We start from the raw sequence: 16,121 nt of genomic DNA, 5'->3' as shown, positions 1-16,121 counted from the left end.
GTCAAGAGGGTCCTGCTCACCTTGGTGGGCGATTTTTATGCCGTAGACGAGACATCACCGACGAGCCACAGGGAACGGAGTGCACACGTGACGCGCAGCGTGTACGTGACCGGGATCGACCGCGGCGACGGCCGCCAGGTCGTCGAGCTGGGAGTCATGGAACTCCTGACCCGGCAGGTCGACCGGGTGGGCGTGTTCCGCCCACTCGTGCACCACAGCCCCGATCGCCTGTTCGAGCTGCTGCGGGCGCGGTACCGCCTCTCCCAGGATCCGGCGACCGTGTACGGCATGGACTACCACGAGGCGTCCGCGCTCCAGGCCGAACAGGGCACGGACGAGCTGGTCTCCACGCTGGTCGACCGCTTCCACCTGGTGGCCCGGGACTACGACGTCGTCCTCGTCCTCGGCACCGACTTCGCCGACACCCAGCTGCCGGACGAGCTGTCCCTGAACGCCCGTCTCGCCAACGAGTTCGGCGCCTCCGTGATCCCGGTGGTGGGAGGCCGCAGGCAGCCGGCGGAGTCCGTGCTGGCCGAGACGCGCAACGCCTACCGGGCCTACGACGGGCTGGGCTGCGACGTGCTGGCCATGTTCGCCAACCGGGTGGCCCGCGAGGACCGCGACGAGATCGCCGAGCGGCTCGCCAACCGGCTGCCGGTGCCCACGTACGTGGTGCCCGACGAACCCGCGCTGTCGGCGCCGACCGTGGCCCAGATCGCCCAGGCCCTCGACGCCAAGGTGCTGCTCGGCGACGACTCCGGGCTCGCGCGGGACGCGCTGGGCTTCGTCTTCGGCGGGGCGATGCTGCCGAACTTCCTGGGCGCCCTGACCCCGGGCTGCCTGGTCGTGACCCCGGGCGACCGCGCCGACCTGGTCGTCGGCTCGCTGGCCGCGCACAGCGCCGGCACCCCGCCGATAGCCGGCGTGCTGCTGACCCTGAACGAGATACCGCGCGAGGAGATCCTCACGCTGGCCGCCCGCCTCGCCCCCGGCACCCCGGTGATCTCGGTCTCCGGCACCAGCTTCCCGACCGCCGAGCAGCTCTTCGCCATGGAGGGGAAGATGACGGCGGCCACCCCGCGCAAGGCGGAGACCGCGCTCGGCCTGTTCGAGCGGTACACCGACACCGCCGACCTGGCCCGCCGGGTCTCGGCGCCGAGCAGCGACCGGGTCACCCCGATGATGTTCGAGCACAAGCTGCTCGAACAGGCCCGCTCGGACAAGCGGAGGGTCGTTCTCCCGGAGGGCACCGAGGAGCGGGTGCTGCACGCGGCCGAGGTGCTGCTGCGGCGCGGGGTGTGCGACCTGACCCTGCTGGGCCCGGTCGACCAGATCCGCAAGAAGGCCGCCGACCTGGGCATCGACCTCGGCGACAGCCGGCTGATCGACCCGGCCACCTCCGAGCTGCGCGACTCCTTCGCCGAGCAGTACGCCCGGCTGCGCGCCCACAAGGGCGTGACGGTGGAGCTGGCCTACGACGTCGTCTCCGACGTGAACTACTTCGGCACCCTGATGGTCCAGGAGGGCCTGGCCGACGGCATGGTGTCGGGCTCGGTGCACTCCACGGCGGCCACCGTCCGGCCCGCCTTCGAGATCATCAGGACAAAGCCGGACTCCTCGATCGTCTCCTCCGTCTTCTTCATGTGCCTGGCCGACAAGGTGCTGGTGTACGGCGACTGCGCGGTCAACCCGGACCCGAACGCCCAGCAGCTGGCGGACATCGCCGTCCAGTCGGCGGGCACCGCCGCGCAGTTCGGCGTGGAGCCGCGGATCGCGATGCTGTCGTACTCCACCGGCACCTCGGGCTCCGGCGCCGATGTCGACAAGGTGCGCGAGGCGACCGAGCTGGCCCGCTCACGGCGGCCCGATCTGAAGATCGAGGGGCCGATCCAGTACGACGCGGCCGTGGAGCCCTCCGTCGCCGCGACCAAGCTCCCCGGCTCCGAGGTCGCCGGACAGGCCAGCGTGCTGATCTTCCCCGACCTCAACACCGGCAACAACACCTACAAGGCCGTGCAGCGCTCGGCCGGCGCGATCGCCGTCGGCCCGGTCCTGCAGGGCCTGCGCAAGCCGGTCAACGACCTGTCCCGGGGCGCACTCGTCCAGGACATCGTGACCACCGTCGCCATCACGGCGATCCAGGCCCAGAACCTCCACGAGAAGGCGTCCGAGCAGTGACCTCCCCCACCCGTGTCCTCGTCCTGAACTCCGGCTCCTCGTCGGTGAAGTACCAGCTGCTGGACATGCGGGACAGCGGCCGGCTGGCGGTGGGGCTGGTCGAGCGCATCGGCGAGCAGACCTCGCGGCTCAAGCACACCTGTGTCGCCACGGGCGCCGTCCGGGAGCACACCGGCCCGATCGCCGACCACGACGCGGCGCTGAAGGCCCTCGCCGAGGAGCTGGCCCGGGACGGCCTGGGCCTGGACTCGCCGGAACTGGCCGCGATCGGCCACCGGGTGGTGCACGGCGGCATGTTCTTCACCGAGCCCACGGTCATCGACGACGAGGTGCTCGCCGAGATCGAGCGGCTGATCCCCGTCGCACCGCTGCACAACCCGGCCAATCTCACCGGCATCCGCACCGCGCAGGCGCTGCGCCCCGACCTGCCCCAGGTCGCCGTCTTCGACACGGCGTTCCACACGACCATGCCGGAGTCCGCGGCGCGCTACGCGATCGATCCGAAGATCGCGGACCGGCACCGCATCCGCCGCTACGGCTTCCACGGCACCTCGCACGCGTACGTCTCCCGCGAGACCGCGCGGCTGCTGGGCAAGGACCCCTCCGAGGTGAACGTGATCGTGCTGCACCTCGGCAACGGCGCCTCGGCGTCGGCCGTCGAGAAGGGCCGGTGCGTGGACACCTCCATGGGGCTGACGCCGCTGGAGGGGCTCGTGATGGGGACGCGCTCCGGCGACCTGGATCCGGCGGTCATCTTCCATTTGGCACGTGTTGGCGGAATGTCCATGGACGAGATCGACACTCTTCTCAACAAGAGGAGCGGTCTGTTCGGCCTGTGCGGGGACAATGACATGCGGGAGATCCGCCGCCGGATCGACGAGGGCGACGAAGAGGCCCGGCTCGCCTTCGACATTTACATTCACCGGCTCAAGAAGTACATCGGCGCCTATTGCGCGGTGCTCGGCCGGGTGGACGCGGTCGCGTTCACGGCCGGGGTCGGCGAGAACGCGGCGCCGGTGCGGGAGGCTGCGATCGCGGGCCTGGAGGGGCTCGGGCTTGCGGTCGACAGCGAGCTGAACGCCGTACGCAGTGGTGAGCCGCGGCTGATCTCGCCGAAATCCGCGCGAGTGGCGGTCGCGGTGGTGCCGACCGACGAGGAACTGGAGATCGCCGCACAGACCTACGCACTGGTCAAGCAGTGACAATATGCGGCTCCGCCGCGTGGGAGCCGAACAATACACCGCAGTAACACGCCTGAGCGCATGCCCGCCCATTTGTATCTTCCGCCAGACGGAATATTCCGCAGCGAAACAAACCGATAGGATCGCTCCATGCGCCGTTCGAAAATCGTCTGTACTCTCGGCCCCGCGGTCGACTCCCACGAGATGCTCGTCTCGATGATCGAGGCCGGCATGAATGTGGCCCGGTTCAACTTCAGCCACGGCACCCACGCCGAGCACCAGGCGCGGTACGACCGCGTCCGGGCCGCGTCGAAGGAGACCGGCCGGGCCATCGGTGTCCTCGCCGACCTGCAGGGCCCGAAGATCCGCCTGGAGACCTTCGCCGAGGGTCCGGTCGAGCTGGAGCGCGGTGACGAGTTCGTCATCACGACCGAGGACGTTCCGGGTGACAAGCAGATCTGCGGTACGACGTACAAGGGGCTGCCGGGCGACGTCTCGCGCGGTGACCAGGTCCTGATCAACGACGGCAACGTCGAGCTGAAGGTCCTGGACGTCGACGGCCCGCGGGTGAAGACGATCGTCATCGAGGGCGGTGTCGTCTCCGACCACAAGGGCATCAACCTGCCCGGCACCGCGGTCAACGTCCCGGCGCTGTCCGAGAAGGACGTGGAGGACCTCCGCTTCGCCCTCCGCATGGGCTGCGACATGGTCGCGCTGTCCTTCGTCCGGGACGCCAAGGACGTGCAGGACGTCCACCGCGTGATGGACGAGGAGGGCCGCCGGGTCCCGGTGATCGCCAAGGTCGAGAAGCCGCAGGCGGTCGAGAACATGGAGGACGTCGTCGCGGCGTTCGACGCCGTCATGGTGGCCCGCGGTGACCTCGCGGTCGAGTACCCGCTCGAGAAGGTCCCCATGGTGCAGAAGCGGCTGATCGAGCTGTGCCGTCGCAACGCCAAGCCGGTGATCGTGGCGACCCAGATGATGGAGTCGATGATCACCAACTCGCGGCCGACCCGCGCCGAGGCCTCCGACGTGGCCAACGCGATCCTGGACGGCGCGGACGCGGTCATGCTGTCGGCGGAGTCGAGCGTGGGCGCGTACCCGGTCGAGACCGTCAAGACGATGTCGAAGATCGTCACCGCGGCCGAGCAGGAGCTGCTCTCCAAGGGCCTGCAGCCGCTCGTCCCCGGCAAGAAGCCGCGGACGCAGGGTGGTTCGGTCGCGCGTGCGGCCTGCGAGATCGCCGACTTCCTCGGCGGCAGGGGCCTGATCGCCTTCACCCAGTCCGGCGACACCGCCCGGCGCCTGTCCCGCTACCGCGCGTCCCAGCCGATCCTCGCCTTCACCACCGACGAGGGCACCCGCAACCAGCTGACCCTCAGCTGGGGCGTGGAGCCGCACGTGGTGCCGTTCGTCAACAGCACCGACGAGATGGTGGACATGGTCGACCAGGAGCTGGCCAATCTGGGCCGCTTCAGCCCCGGTGACACGGTGATCATCACGGCCGGCTCACCCCCCGGCGTCCCCGGCACCACCAACATGGTCCGGGTGCACCACCTGGGCGGCCAGACCGGCTGACCACCCCCGCAAGGGCTCTGTACGGCGCTGAGGGCGCCCCCTGGAAGCAGGGGGCGCCCTCAGTCTGTGCGGCTCCCGAACGGGCTTGTGCGGCCGCTCAGTCGGTGGTGTACACGTGCATGCCGGGCACGTGCAGGGTGCCGCCGAACTGGGCTGCCTGGACCACCTTCACATGGGTGAAGTAGATCAGCGGGATGTTGAGCGGGGGCGGGCTGTCCGGGCTGAACGTCACCGGGATCAGGCCGAACAGGTTGCCCGAGATGCTCTCGGTGTACATCACGGTGTCACCGTTGCGGATCGTGGACGTCGAGCCGGCGGCCGCCTGCACGTGGTAGGTCTTGCCCGACAGCTTGTCGTTCACGGTCTGGTGCAGGTCACCGATGTCCGTGCCGTCCGAGATGACGTACTTCAGCACCTTCTTCTTGGTGCCGTCGGCCGTCTTCACCTCGACGACGCCCTGGTAGTCGGCGCCCTTCAGCAGCAGCGAGCTGGCGTTCAGGTACCAGGGGTCGTCCGCCACCGGCACCTTGTTGTCGACGCCGCTCTCGTCGTCGGTGGCCGCCGGGCAGTCGTCCGCGGACGTCGTGGAGCTCGCCGACGGGCTGGGCGTGGCCGACCCGGCCGCGTCCTTGACCGCCTTGGTGGCGTCCTGGGCCGTCTTGGACACCGTGTCGGTGGTGTCCTTCACGGTGTCCGTGACCTTGCCGGCCGTGTCCTTGACGGTGTCCGTGGCCTTCTTGACGGTGTCGGAGACCCCGGTCGTGTCCGGGGAGCCGGACTTGCCGGAGGTCGACGTACCCGACGACGGGGACGACGAGGAAGCCGACGGCGTCGGGCTCGCGGACGTGCCGGAGTCCTTCTTTCCGCCGGTGAGGACGTCGCCGATGCCACCGAGGGTGTCGCCGATGGTGTCCAGCAGGCCGCCACCGCTGCTCTGGCTCGCGGAGGGGGCCGGTGCGGCGGTGTCGCCGCTGCCGGAGCCCGATCCCGAACCGGAGCCCGAGGACGGCGTCGGCTTCGGCGTGGCCTCGTCACCGGAACCTGAATCCGACGAAGAGGTCTTGCCCGAGCCGGTGGTGTCCTTGGCGTCCTTGCCGTCCTTCCCGTCGGCGGAGGCCGTGGGGCTCGGCGTGGCCGTGCCCGTGGATTCGCTCGCGGACGGCGACGGCGAGGCCGAGTCGTCCTTGTCATCCTTGTCGTTCTTGTCGTTCTTGGAGCCGTCCAGCGCCTTGACGCAGTCCTTGTACTCCGCGGCCTTCTGGCTGTTGGCCGTCGACGAGCCGCCGTTGTCGGCAAGGGCGAGGCTCGATGTGAACCCCATCCCCATCAGGACCGCCGTGGGCATCGCCACGGACGCGATCGCTTTGCCGGCCGGCATGTGAAACCTGGTGAACAGCGGCTTCCTGGGTGCCGCGTGGCGGGGCCCGATTCTCGCACGGGACCCGTCCACATCGGTCCCGTGGGCCACCTCGTCAGCCGGCACTGTGCCTCCCGTTCGCCCCGTTGGCCGGGCTCGTTCCTGACAGGTCGTTCGTCGCGTTCACCCCGTCCGCGCGCTGCTCGGGCAGCGGCGCGGCCTCGGGGGCAGCGCCCTCGCCCGGTCCGGCATGGGCCGGCGGCTCCGGCTGGGGCGGCCCGCCCGGCACCCAGGCCACGGCCATCGCTCCGCCGACGAGGGCGAGCAGGAAGCCCATGATGAAGCCGCCGAAGTTGGACACGGGGAGGGACACCAGCGCCAGCAGGATCGCGGCCACACCCGCGAAGGTCCGCACGTGCTTCTGGAACCAGAGGCTGACGCCCAGGACGATGAGCAGCACGCCGATGATCAGGGATCCCGCCCCGGCAGTGGTCGCCATGGCCAGCGTCAGGTGACCGAGCTGGAGATGGAAGTACGGGAAGTACATGATCGGAAGACCGCTGAGCAGGACGTACAGACCGGCCCAGAACGGACGGGTGCCCCGCCAGGCGCGGAACTGCAGCCTCCGGCGGGTGAACTGGCCGGGGTCGGCAGAAGTCTCGGCGCTCATGGAAAACAGCTCCCTGGTACGGCGTTGCTGTGGTGGTGATGTGTGCCGCGTGTGAAGGCGCGGCCAGAAGGTGGAACGGGCGGGGGCGCCGTCGGCTCCCCCGCCCATCACCGAGTGCCTAGTAGCACTCGATTCCCTTGCCGTCGCCCTTGTGCAGCGACATGTGCAGACCGCTGAGCTTGAAGGTGCCGGCGGTGGTCGCCCACGCCGTCTGCCGCACCCCGGTCAGCGTGGCCTCGTCGGCCTGCTGCGCGAAGCCGTACGGGTTGGCCTGCTCGCCGTTGCCCTTCATGCCCGGACCCTTGCTGGCGTCCTTGGCGGCCACACCGATGTCGATGTTCTTGAAGGTCGCGTCGGCCTGCAGGTCGTCAACATCGATGTAGATGTTGTGGGCCTGGACCGCGTCGTGACCCGCACCACCGGCCTCCAGGCGGAGGGTGATCGAGCCGAAGAACGGCACGTCCGGGGTGACCACGGACTGGCACATGTTGGTGATCGTGGCGTCATTGAACGACGAGACGGCGACGGGGTGAGCCGTCTTCTTCCCGTCGAGCGTGTAGCCGTTGTCGATCGCGCCGTACTGAGCGAAACCAAAGCCGTGCAGCTCGTCGGCGGTGACCTTGAACTGCTGGCCCGAAACACTGAACGAAGCAGCGAGAGCGCCCTGGGCCAGGGCGACACCTATCGCGGCCGTCGCGGCGACGCTGGGCACCATGACCACAGCGAACCGCTTCCATCTGGTCCCGCCACGCACCTGGGACTCCATATTTCCTCCTTCTCGGACGTACATCTCCTGGCCCGGACTCGCCCCAGTCGGCGGCTCAGCCGGGCAGGGATGGGAGAAGTGCTACGTCCTCGGGAAGGAGAGCGCCCGTACTCGGAGGCGCGAACCGCGCCCGAATCACCGGCGATCACCCCCGAGCGACAACCACTGGTCGCGCCTGACACGCATCACGCACAACCTTCCGGACAGGCTTCGTCGTACGACGAAGACCCCCCTGCCCAAGAGACGGCGCCACTGCCGCCGGCTCTGCTCGGTGGGGACCCAGAGTCTCCTGTGACCCGACCGGCTGTCGGGGTACGGGAATGGACCGAGCGTCGCCGATCGTGGTGCATTCTCGCCCTGGGCACAAGGGGGTTCGTTACTGGCTAGTAACGGCCGGATAACCGAACAACGACCCAGAGGTCTCGGGGGGCCACCCTCGGTGGCAACAAAGGGCAGAGCAAAGCCGTTGATCCCTGGACGAAACCAGACAGATCAACGGCTCTGATTTACTCCGAGTAACAGCAGCCGCGATTACCAAGATTTGGTAAAGCGCGGCCGCCATGACGTCTCGTCGGCAAATCTTTCACCCCGGCATCACAAGCCGTGGCGTTTAGTAACTGGTCAGAACAACGCCCGCGCCAGCGCCCGGCGCGCCCCGATCACCCGCGGGTCCTCGGGGCCCACGACCTCGAACAGCTCCAGCAGCCGGCGCCGCACCGCGTCCCGGTCGTCACCCGCCGTGCGCCGCACGGTCTCGATGAGCCGCCCGAAGGCGTCCTCGACATGACCGCCCACCAGGTCGAGGTCGGCGGCGGCGATCTGCGCGGCGGTGTCGGCCGGCTTCTCGGCCGCCTCCTTGCGCACCTGCTGCGGGTCCATGCCCTGCACCCGCTGGAGCAACTCCGCCTGCGCGAGGCCGAGCTTGGCCTCCGTGTTGCCCGGGTCGTCGCTCAGTACGTTCTGGTAGGCCTGGACGGCGCCGCCCAGGTCTCCCGCGTCCAGCGCCTGGACGGCGGCCTCCAGCAGGGCGTCGTACGGTCCGGCGGCCGGCGCCGGCTGCTGCGCGCCGCCACCGCCCGGCTGCGCGTCCGGGTCGACGGTCAGGCCGGTCAGGCCGAAGCGCTCCTCGGCGACCTGCACCAGCTGGTCCAGGGTCTGGCGGATCTGCTGTTCGCCGGCGGCCCCCTGGAAGAGCGGCAGCGCCTGCCCCGCGACGACCGCGAAGACGGCCGGGATCCCCTGCACCCCGAACTGCTGCATCAACATCTGGTTGGCGTCGACGTCGATCTTGGCGAGCAGGAAGCGGCCGTCGTACTCGACGGCCAGTCGCTCCAGGACCGGGCTCAGCTGCTTGCAGGGCTGACACCACTCGGCCCAGAAGTCGATGACGACGGGCACTTCGGCGGAGCGCTGCAGGACGTCGCGCTCGAATCCCGCCTCATCGACGTCGATGACGAGATCGGCCGGGGATACGGCCCCCGCGCCGCCCTGTCGGGCGGCTTCGGCGCGCACCTGCTCGGCCTTGGTCTTGGCCTCCTGGGCCGCCTTGACCGCGGCGAGGTCGACGACGCCGCTCATGGACATGTTCCGTGGCTGCATGCGTCTATCCTCCCCCGATCCCGTGCATGAAGGAAAAAGCGGTGTGGATGGCGCCGGGGTCCCCACCCCACGCCGGTGGCAGTCGCTCGTGTACGTCTCTCACGAGATTTCGCTACGACCCGTAGCGTAATGCCATGCGGGGCTCCCGCGACACCACACCCCGGTGATCTCTCTCACGACGCCACGGGAACGGCCGGTTATGGTCGTGGGATGCAGAGCCGCACCCCCGCCAGCCGTACCGGACGCCCGCGCAGCGCAGCCGCGGACGCCGCGATCCTGGCGGCCACGCGCCAGGCGCTGGTGGAACTGGGCTGGTCCAGGCTCACCCTGGGAGACGTGGCGACGCGGGCCGGGGTTGCAAAGACGACGCTCTACCGCCGCTGGGCCGGCAAGCACGAGCTGGTGGTGGACGCGGTCGCCGAGCTCTTCGACGAGCTGGAACTGCCCGACCGCGGCAGTCTGGGCGCCGACATCGAGGGCGTGGTGCTGCAGTTCGCGGCGATCCTGGCGCGCCCGGAGGCCAAGAGCGGTCTGATGGCGGTGGTGGCGGAGTCGACCCGCGACGACGCGCTGCGCGAGCGCATCCGTGCGTCGATCGTGGAGCGGCAGATGTGCCTGGTCCTGGAGGGCCGCGCGCGGGCGCAGCACCGCGGCGAACTCCCGCCGGAACCGGACCGGGGGGAGGCCGCCCGCACGGTGGACCTGATCTTCGACATGGTGGCGGGAGCGGTCGTCCACCGCACCCTGGTGAGCGGCAAGCCCGCGGACGAGCAGTGGGTGCACGACTTCACGCGGGTGCTGCTGCTGGGCCTCAGGGGCGCCGCGGAGGACTGAGCCGCACCACCCGGACGCGGACCCGGGTCCGTCTCCCCGGCGGGGGGGCCGGTACCCACTCGTCGGTCACGGCCCCCCTGCGTCCACCGGGCTCAGAAGCCGGCCGGCTCCGTGTACACCCCCCACTCGTCCCGCAGCACGCCGCAGATCTCGCCCAGGGTGGCCTCCGCCCGGACGGCGTCGAGCATCGGGCCGATCATGTTGGATCCGTCGCGCGCCGCGGCGAGCATGTCGTCCAGCGCCGCACGCACGGCGCCCTCGTCCCGTCCGGCCTTGCGCTCGGCGAGCACCCGCACCTGTTCCCGCTCGACCTCGTGGCTGACCCGCAGGATCTCCAGGTCCCCGGTCACGGACCCGGTGTGGACGTTGACGCCCACGACCCGCTTCTCGCCCTTCTCCAGCGACCGCTGGTAGCGGAAGGCGGACTCCGCGATCTCCCCGGTGAACCAGCCGTCCTCGATCCCGCGCAGGATCCCGGAGGTGACCGGCCCGATCGGGTGCCGCCCGTCGGGGTACGCCCGAAGCCCGCGCTCCTTGATCTGCTCGAAGATCTTCTCCGCGTCCGCCTCGATCCGGTCCGTCAGCTGCTCGACGTACCAGGAACCGCCCAGCGGATCGGCCACGTTGCCGACCCCGGTCTCCTCCATGAGCACCTGCTGCGTGCGCAGCGCGATCTCCGCCGCCTGCTCGCTCGGCAGCGCGAGGGTCTCGTCCAGGGCGTTGGTGTGCAGGGAGTTGGTGCCGCCGAGGACGGCGGCGAGCGCCTCCACGGCCGTACGCACCACGTTGTTGTACGGCTGCTGCGCGGTCAGGGAGACGCCCGCGGTCTGCGTGTGGAAGCGCAGCCACTGCGCCTTCTCGCTCTGCGCGCCGTACACGTCCCGCATCCAGCGGGCCCAGATGCGCCGGGCCGCCCGGAACTTGGCGATCTCCTCGAAGAAGTCGACGTGCGCGTCGAAGAAGAAGGACAGCCCGGGCGCGAACACCTCCACGTCCAGACCGCGCGACAGCCCCAGCTCGACGTACCCGAACCCGTCCGCGAGTGTGTACGCCAGCTCCTGCGCGGCCGTCGCCCCGGCCTCGCGGATGTGGTAGCCGGAGACGGACAGCGGCTTGTAGGCGGGGATGCCGGCCGCACAGTGCTCCATGAGGTCGCCGATGAGGCGCAGGTGCGGCTCGGGCTGGAAGAGCCACTCCTTCTGGGCGATGTACTCCTTGAAGATGTCGGTCTGCAGGGTGCCGTTGAGGACCGCCGGGTCCACGCCCTGCCGCTCGGCGGCGACCAGGTACATGCAGAAGACGGGCACGGCGGGCCCGCTGATGGTCATGGAGGTCGTGACGTCCCCGAGCGGGATGTCCTTGAACAGGACCTCCATGTCGGCGGCGGAGTCGATGGCCACCCCGCAGTGCCCGACCTCGCCGAGCGAGCGCGGGTCGTCGGAGTCGCGGCCCATGAGCGTCGGCATGTCGAACGCCACGGACAGGCCCCCGCCGCCGGCGGCGAGGATCATCTTGTACCGCTCGTTGGTCTGCTCGGCGTTCCCGAACCCGGCGAACTGCCGGATCGTCCAGGTGCGCCCGCGGTAGCCGGTCGGATGGAGCCCGCGCGTGTAGGGGTACTCGCCCGGCCAGCCGATCCGCTCGAATCCCTCGTACGTGTCCCCGGGCCGGGGCCCGTACACCGGCTCCACGGGATCGCCGGAGAGCGTGGTGAAGTCTGCGTCGCGCTTGCGCGCGGCGTCGTATCGGGCCTGCCAGCGGCGGCGGCCCTCCTCGATGGCGTGAGCGTCCATACCCTTGAATTTACTTGGACGTCCTAGTAAATGTCGATGGGCAACCGCCGTACGGGTGCCGTACGGCGGTGGAAGCGCGGTGGAAGCGCGGTGGAAGCGCGGTGGAAGCGCGGTGGAAGCGCGGTGGAAGCGCGGTGGAAGCGCGGTGGAACTACGCCTTGGCGACGGCCGGGGCCGGGTCGGCGACCCGGCCCGCGAGCTCGCGGCTGATCTTCCGCTCGACGAAGAAGGCGGCGGTCGGGATCGTCCCCGCCAGCAGCACCCACAGCTGCTTGCCGACCGGCCACTTCGCCTTGGAGCCCAGGTCGAAGGCGAAGACCAGGTAGACGACATACAGCCAGCCGTGCGCGATGGCGACGACCCGGGTGACGTCGGCGGCACCGTCGACGTCCAGCCCGTACTTCGCGATCATGCTCAGGCACAGCAGGACCAGCAGGACACCGGTGACATAGGCCAAAACGCGGTAGCGGGTCAGCACGCTCTTCTTCATGCGGTCGAGCGTAACCGTCCGTTCCGGGAGATCTTGCCCCGGGTCAGTCCTCGTCGAAGTCGTGCGCCGCGATCCGCAGCGGACGGAGCATCGCGAAGATCTCCGCGCACTCCTCGGCGTCGTACACGCCGAGCCCGAAGTCCATCGCCATCAGGTCGCGGGTGGCCGAGTCGACCACCTCGCGGCCCTTGTCGGTGATGACGGCGAGGGTGCCGCGGCCGTCGTTGGGGTTGGGGCGCTTGGCCACCAGCCCGGACTTCACCAGCCGGTCCACCGTGTTCGTCACGGAGGTGGGGTGCACCATCAGCCGCTCGCCGATCTTGGACATCGGCAGCTCGCCGGCCTTGGAGAAGGTGAGCAGCACCAGCGCCTCGTAGCGCGCGAAGGTCAGGCCGTACGGCTTGACGACCGCGTCGACCTCGGACAGCAGGATCTGCTGCGCCCGCATGATCGAGGTGATCGCGGCCATCGAGGGCACGCTTCCCCAGCGCTGTTTCCAGAGCTCGTCGGCACGGGCGATGGGGTCGAAGGGAAGGCTGAGAGGCTTGGGCACGTCATCAGACCCTACCGGCCGGTCATATCGCGGTCAGCCCCGTCTCGGCTTTCGGTCACCCGGCAGGCCAGCGCGAGCCCGCCGCAGCACAGCACGCCGAGCGCCCCGGCCCCCGTGACGGCCGCCCGCACCCCCATGACCTGGGCCGCGACCCCCGCCAGCGTCATGCCGACGCCCTGGATCGTCATCAGCCCCGCGCTGAGCACGGTCATGGCCCGCCCGCGCAGTTCCTCGGGCACCGCCCGCACGAACCACTGGTCCAGACCCAGCGTGTACGCCGATCCCGCCCCGGACAGCAGCAGAAGCATCAGGGAGGACCCCAGGCCGGGGTGGAGCGCGTAGCCGAGGTAGGGCACCAGGGTCAGGCAGAGCAGCGGCAGCGCGATCCGCTCCCGTGTCGCGGGGCCGAGCCGAGCCCCGGCGTACAGCTCGCCGGCCACCGTGCCGACGGGCAGCGCGCACATCAGCAGCCCCAGGCCGGTGCTTCCGACGCCGAGCGTGCCGGCGTAGGGCGCGGCCAGTGCCTCGGGGACGACGGAGAACATCGCGGGCACCCAGAAGAGGAGGAGCAGTACGCGGATGCGCCGGTCGGCGAAGAGGCGGCGGGCGCCGGGCTGGGGCTCCCCCGGCCGCCGGGCGCGCGCGGGGCGGCGGCGGGTGCCGAAGCGCAGCAGGGCGGCCGAGCCGAGGAAGGTGGCGACGGTGATCAGCAGCGCGTGACGGGGGCTGACGGCGGTGAGGAGCAGGCCGCCGAGGCCGTACCCGACGAGCAGGGCGCTCTGCGCGACGATCCGCAGCAGGGAGCGGCCCAGCACGAACGGCTCGCCGTCGCCCAGGACGTCCGCGAGGGTCGCCGTCCGGGTGCCGGAGAAGACCGGGGCGACGGCGGCGAGACAGCAGCGCAGCGCGAGCAGGGCGGCCATGGCCGCGCCCGGAGCCGCCATCAGCGCCACGCACCCGGCGCACACCAGGTCGCAGCCGACCAGGACCCGCCGGGCCGGGAAGCGGTCCGCGACCGGGGCGAGCAGGGTGCCGCCGAGGGCGTAGGGCAGGAAGCCGAGCGCGAACGTGAGGGCGCTCATCAGGGGCGATCGGGTCAGGTCGTAGACGAGGACGGACAGCGCGATCTCACTGACGATCACGCCGAGCATGGACAGGATGTGGGCGGCGAAGACGGCCCGGAACTCGGGTACGGCCAGGACGCGGCCGTATCCGGCGCGGGTGGTCCCCGCGGCCTCGGACGATGCGGACATGCCGCGCAGCGTGCCCGCACCCGGGACCGGCGTCGTAGAGTTTCGGCCCGGGCCGAATGTTGCGGCCGACGTTCCGGGCTCGGTGAGCCCCTGTCCGGCCGAGGGGGTGCCGTGGCCTCGCGTCTCCGCTTCGGAGAGGACGACTTTCTGCGCTGCCGGTTCGCCGTGTCACCGCTGTGGGAGACGCATGAGGCGGTGCGCACGCTGAAGCGGCCCGACCGGCACGGGTATCACGTGCCCTGGCTGCGGCGGATGCGTGCGGCCGCGGCCCGGCTGGATCCGGCACCGCTGTGGCTGCTGATGCCCCGGCGGGGCCACTCCCCCGACTGGCTCGGCCCGCCGCCGATCGGTCCCGCGGCCACCTTCGAGGAGGAGATCGCGGCCGTGCGCGGGGCCGATCCGGACGCGGCGCGGGCCGACACCGCCCGCTCGCTCGCCTGCACCCCGGGCGCCCTCGAGTCCGCGCAGGGCCGGGCATGGCTCGCGGATCCGGCGCGGATGGTGCGGGAGCTGGCGGACGCGCTGCAGGAGGCCTGGCGGGTGCTGATCGAGCCGGAGTGGCCCCGGCTGCGGACGCTGCTGGAGGCGGACGTGGCCTTCCACTCCCGCCGGCTGGCCGAGGTGGGACTCGGCACGCTGCTGCCGGAGCTCGATGCGCGGCTGTCCTGGAACGGCCGGACGCTGACGCTGCCGCTGCACGGCGAGTACGCGCGCGACCTCGGCGGCCAGGGGCTGGTGCTGATGCCGAGCGTGTTCTCCTGGCCCGATGTGATCACGGGCTTCGAGCCCCCGTGGCAGCCCACGGTCGTCTACCCCGCCCGGGGCATCGCCGGGCTCTGGGCCGAGCCCGCGGACCGGACCCCGCAGACCCTCGTTCGGCTGCTCGGCCCCAACCGCGCCGCCGTACTGGCCGCGCTGGACGAGCCCGCGGCCACCACCGCCCTCGCCCACCGCCTGCGGCTCGCCCCCTCGTCGGTGTCGGCGCACCTGACGGTCCTGCGGGACGCGGGCCTGCTGACCGCACGGCGCTACGGCCACCAGGTCCTGTACGAGCGGACGCCGCTGGGAATGGCCATGGCGTCGGGGGGCTGAGCGCCCCGAAGGGGCCGCGGGGAACCGCGCGACCGGCCGCGACGGACCGGCGCCCGGGCGAAGACCCGCACCCCTACGGCGCACCCCCGCCGGTGCGGCGCAGCCGGTGGCGGACCGCGCGCTGGGCGACCGGCCCCAGTTCCTCCAGGGCCGCGACCAGCGCGCCGAGCTGTTCGAGGGCGTCCAGGGCCGCGCGGGCGCCGGCCTCGTCGACGCCCTCGTACAGCTCGATACCGACGAAGGAGGCGGCGACGGCGCGTGCCAGGCCCGCCGGGTCGGCGCTCTCCCCCAGGGGTGTCGCCGCGAGCACCCGCCGCAGCACCCGCTCGATCTCGGCGATCCACAGGTCGAGCCCGGCGGCGGCGGCCGGGCCCAGGGCGGCATGGGTCTGCGCGCCGGCCAGCAGCTGGCCGAGCAGGGCCACATGGCCGCCGGCCCGTTCCTGCTCGTGGATCTCGCGGCCGACGGCGAGGAGTTCGGACAGGGAGCCGACGGCGGCGAGCCGGGTGCGGTACCTGGCCACGGCCTGCTCGGCACCGTAGCCGCAGGCGGCCGCGAGCAGTTCGTCCACCGATCCGAAGTGGTAGAAGACGAGCGCCTGGTTGACCCCGGCCGCCGAGGCGACCGTACGGGCCGACGTCTTGGCGATGCCCTGCTCGGTGAGCGTGCGCAGGGCGCCCTCCAGGAGCTTGGTCTTGGTCTCCTGGGCCGTCCCCCGCGCCTCCTGGGCCTTCCCCCGCTCCGCGCTCATACGCGCGCCTCCTCCGGCGTCGTCGC

At 71.0% G+C, this 16,121-nt stretch carries 14 protein-coding genes; 5 read left to right on the top strand and 9 right to left on the bottom strand.

Going from position 1 to position 16,121, the window contains the following annotated elements; genetic code table 11:
- Positions 1 to 87 precede the first annotated feature (87 nt).
- The 3 genes from pta to pyk all read left to right on the top strand — a co-directional run bounded on the left by pta (position 88) and on the right by pyk (position 4,937).
- The gene (gene pta / locus ACZ7P3_RS39015) at positions 88 to 2,178 is read left to right on the top strand and encodes a phosphate acetyltransferase (protein WP_472089135.1); all 2,091 of its coding nucleotides are present in this window, start codon (positions 88 to 90) and stop codon (positions 2,176 to 2,178) included.
- Positions 2,175 to 3,380, top strand: a complete 1,206-nt coding sequence (locus ACZ7P3_RS39010; RefSeq protein ID WP_472089133.1) for an acetate kinase — start codon at positions 2,175 to 2,177, stop codon at positions 3,378 to 3,380. The genes pta and ACZ7P3_RS39010 overlap by 4 nt, the downstream gene beginning before the upstream one ends.
- A 129-nt stretch (positions 3,381 to 3,509) precedes the next feature.
- Positions 3,510 to 4,937 (top strand): pyruvate kinase, encoded by a 1,428-nt coding sequence (gene pyk / locus ACZ7P3_RS39005; protein WP_472089132.1) that lies wholly within the window; start codon positions 3,510 to 3,512, stop codon positions 4,935 to 4,937.
- Positions 4,938 to 5,034: 97 nt separating this feature from the next.
- Here pyk and ACZ7P3_RS39000 read toward each other — a convergent pair whose 3' ends face one another.
- From ACZ7P3_RS39000 to ACZ7P3_RS38985, 4 genes are all read right to left on the bottom strand, one after another.
- Positions 5,035 to 6,420 (bottom strand): hypothetical protein, encoded by a 1,386-nt coding sequence (locus ACZ7P3_RS39000; protein WP_472089130.1) that lies wholly within the window; start codon positions 6,418 to 6,420, stop codon positions 5,035 to 5,037.
- Positions 6,410 to 6,964 (bottom strand): DUF6114 domain-containing protein, encoded by a 555-nt coding sequence (locus ACZ7P3_RS38995; protein ID WP_472089128.1) that lies wholly within the window; start codon positions 6,962 to 6,964, stop codon positions 6,410 to 6,412. Before ACZ7P3_RS38995 ends, ACZ7P3_RS39000 begins: the two co-directional genes overlap by 11 nt.
- Positions 6,965 to 7,082: 118 nt before the next feature.
- A complete protein-coding gene (locus ACZ7P3_RS38990; RefSeq protein WP_472089126.1) occupies positions 7,083 to 7,730 on the bottom strand; it encodes a DUF6230 family protein in 648 nt (215 codons plus the stop codon).
- A gap of 621 nt (positions 7,731 to 8,351) precedes the next feature.
- A complete protein-coding gene (locus ACZ7P3_RS38985) occupies positions 8,352 to 9,329 on the bottom strand; it encodes a tetratricopeptide repeat protein (protein WP_472089124.1) in 978 nt (325 codons plus the stop codon).
- 210 nt (positions 9,330 to 9,539) lie between these two features.
- Between ACZ7P3_RS38985 and ACZ7P3_RS38980 the strand changes: the two genes are divergently transcribed.
- Positions 9,540 to 10,163: a TetR/AcrR family transcriptional regulator gene (locus ACZ7P3_RS38980; protein WP_472089123.1), complete on the top strand. Its 624-nt coding sequence runs from the start codon at positions 9,540 to 9,542 to the stop codon at positions 10,161 to 10,163.
- Positions 10,164 to 10,255: 92 nt separating this feature from the next.
- Here the strand turns inward: ACZ7P3_RS38980 and ACZ7P3_RS38975 are convergent, their stop codons facing one another.
- The 4 genes from ACZ7P3_RS38975 to ACZ7P3_RS38960 all read right to left on the bottom strand — a co-directional run bounded on the left by ACZ7P3_RS38975 (position 10,256) and on the right by ACZ7P3_RS38960 (position 14,252).
- On the bottom strand, positions 10,256 to 11,956 hold the full coding sequence (locus tag ACZ7P3_RS38975) for an acyl-CoA mutase large subunit family protein (protein ID WP_472089121.1): 1,701 nt from the start codon (positions 11,954 to 11,956) through the stop codon (positions 10,256 to 10,258).
- Positions 11,957 to 12,107: 151 nt separating this feature from the next.
- Positions 12,108 to 12,446, bottom strand: a complete 339-nt coding sequence (locus tag ACZ7P3_RS38970) for a DUF3817 domain-containing protein (RefSeq protein ID WP_472089119.1) — start codon at positions 12,444 to 12,446, stop codon at positions 12,108 to 12,110.
- 43 nt (positions 12,447 to 12,489) lie between these two features.
- Positions 12,490 to 12,999: a MarR family winged helix-turn-helix transcriptional regulator gene (locus tag ACZ7P3_RS38965; RefSeq protein WP_472089117.1), complete on the bottom strand. Its 510-nt coding sequence runs from the start codon at positions 12,997 to 12,999 to the stop codon at positions 12,490 to 12,492.
- An 11-nt stretch (positions 13,000 to 13,010) separates the two neighbouring features.
- A complete protein-coding gene (locus tag ACZ7P3_RS38960) occupies positions 13,011 to 14,252 on the bottom strand; it encodes an MFS transporter (RefSeq protein WP_472089115.1) in 1,242 nt (413 codons plus the stop codon).
- Between the two features lie 111 nt (positions 14,253 to 14,363).
- Here ACZ7P3_RS38960 and ACZ7P3_RS38955 point away from each other — a divergent pair, with 111 nt between their 5' ends.
- Positions 14,364 to 15,344 carry an ArsR/SmtB family transcription factor gene (locus ACZ7P3_RS38955; RefSeq protein WP_472089113.1) on the top strand — a complete coding sequence of 327 codons (981 nt, stop codon included), beginning with the start codon at positions 14,364 to 14,366 and terminating at the stop codon, positions 15,342 to 15,344.
- Between the two features lie 73 nt (positions 15,345 to 15,417).
- Here the strand turns inward: ACZ7P3_RS38955 and ACZ7P3_RS38950 are convergent, their stop codons facing one another.
- Positions 15,418 to 16,095 (bottom strand): TetR/AcrR family transcriptional regulator, encoded by a 678-nt coding sequence (locus tag ACZ7P3_RS38950; RefSeq protein ID WP_472089112.1) that lies wholly within the window; start codon positions 16,093 to 16,095, stop codon positions 15,418 to 15,420.
- Between the last annotated feature and the right edge of the window lie 26 nt (positions 16,096 to 16,121).

The organism is Streptomyces sp. NPDC107581, from assembly GCF_055657175.1.
Note: the sequence above shows the minus strand (reverse complement) of the source record. Positions and strands in the feature narration are given on the sequence as shown.

Coding starts and splice junctions, on each gene's coding strand:
- pyk (WP_472089132.1), top strand. CDS start 3,510: ATGCGCCGTTCGAAAATCGTCTGTACTCTCGGCCCCGCGGTCGACTCC.
- ACZ7P3_RS38995 (WP_472089128.1), bottom strand. CDS start 6,964: ATGAGCGCCGAGACTTCTGCCGACCCCGGCCAGTTCACCCGCCGGAGG.
- ACZ7P3_RS38990 (WP_472089126.1), bottom strand. CDS start 7,730: ATGGAGTCCCAGGTGCGTGGCGGGACCAGATGGAAGCGGTTCGCTGTG.
- ACZ7P3_RS38985 (WP_472089124.1), bottom strand. CDS start 9,329: ATGCAGCCACGGAACATGTCCATGAGCGGCGTCGTCGACCTCGCCGCG.
- ACZ7P3_RS38980 (WP_472089123.1), top strand. CDS start 9,540: ATGCAGAGCCGCACCCCCGCCAGCCGTACCGGACGCCCGCGCAGCGCA.
- ACZ7P3_RS38975 (WP_472089121.1), bottom strand. CDS start 11,956: ATGGACGCTCACGCCATCGAGGAGGGCCGCCGCCGCTGGCAGGCCCGA.
- ACZ7P3_RS38970 (WP_472089119.1), bottom strand. CDS start 12,446: ATGAAGAAGAGCGTGCTGACCCGCTACCGCGTTTTGGCCTATGTCACC.
- ACZ7P3_RS38960 (WP_472089115.1), bottom strand. CDS start 14,252: ATGTCCGCATCGTCCGAGGCCGCGGGGACCACCCGCGCCGGATACGGC.
- ACZ7P3_RS38950 (WP_472089112.1), bottom strand. CDS start 16,095: ATGAGCGCGGAGCGGGGGAAGGCCCAGGAGGCGCGGGGGACGGCCCAG.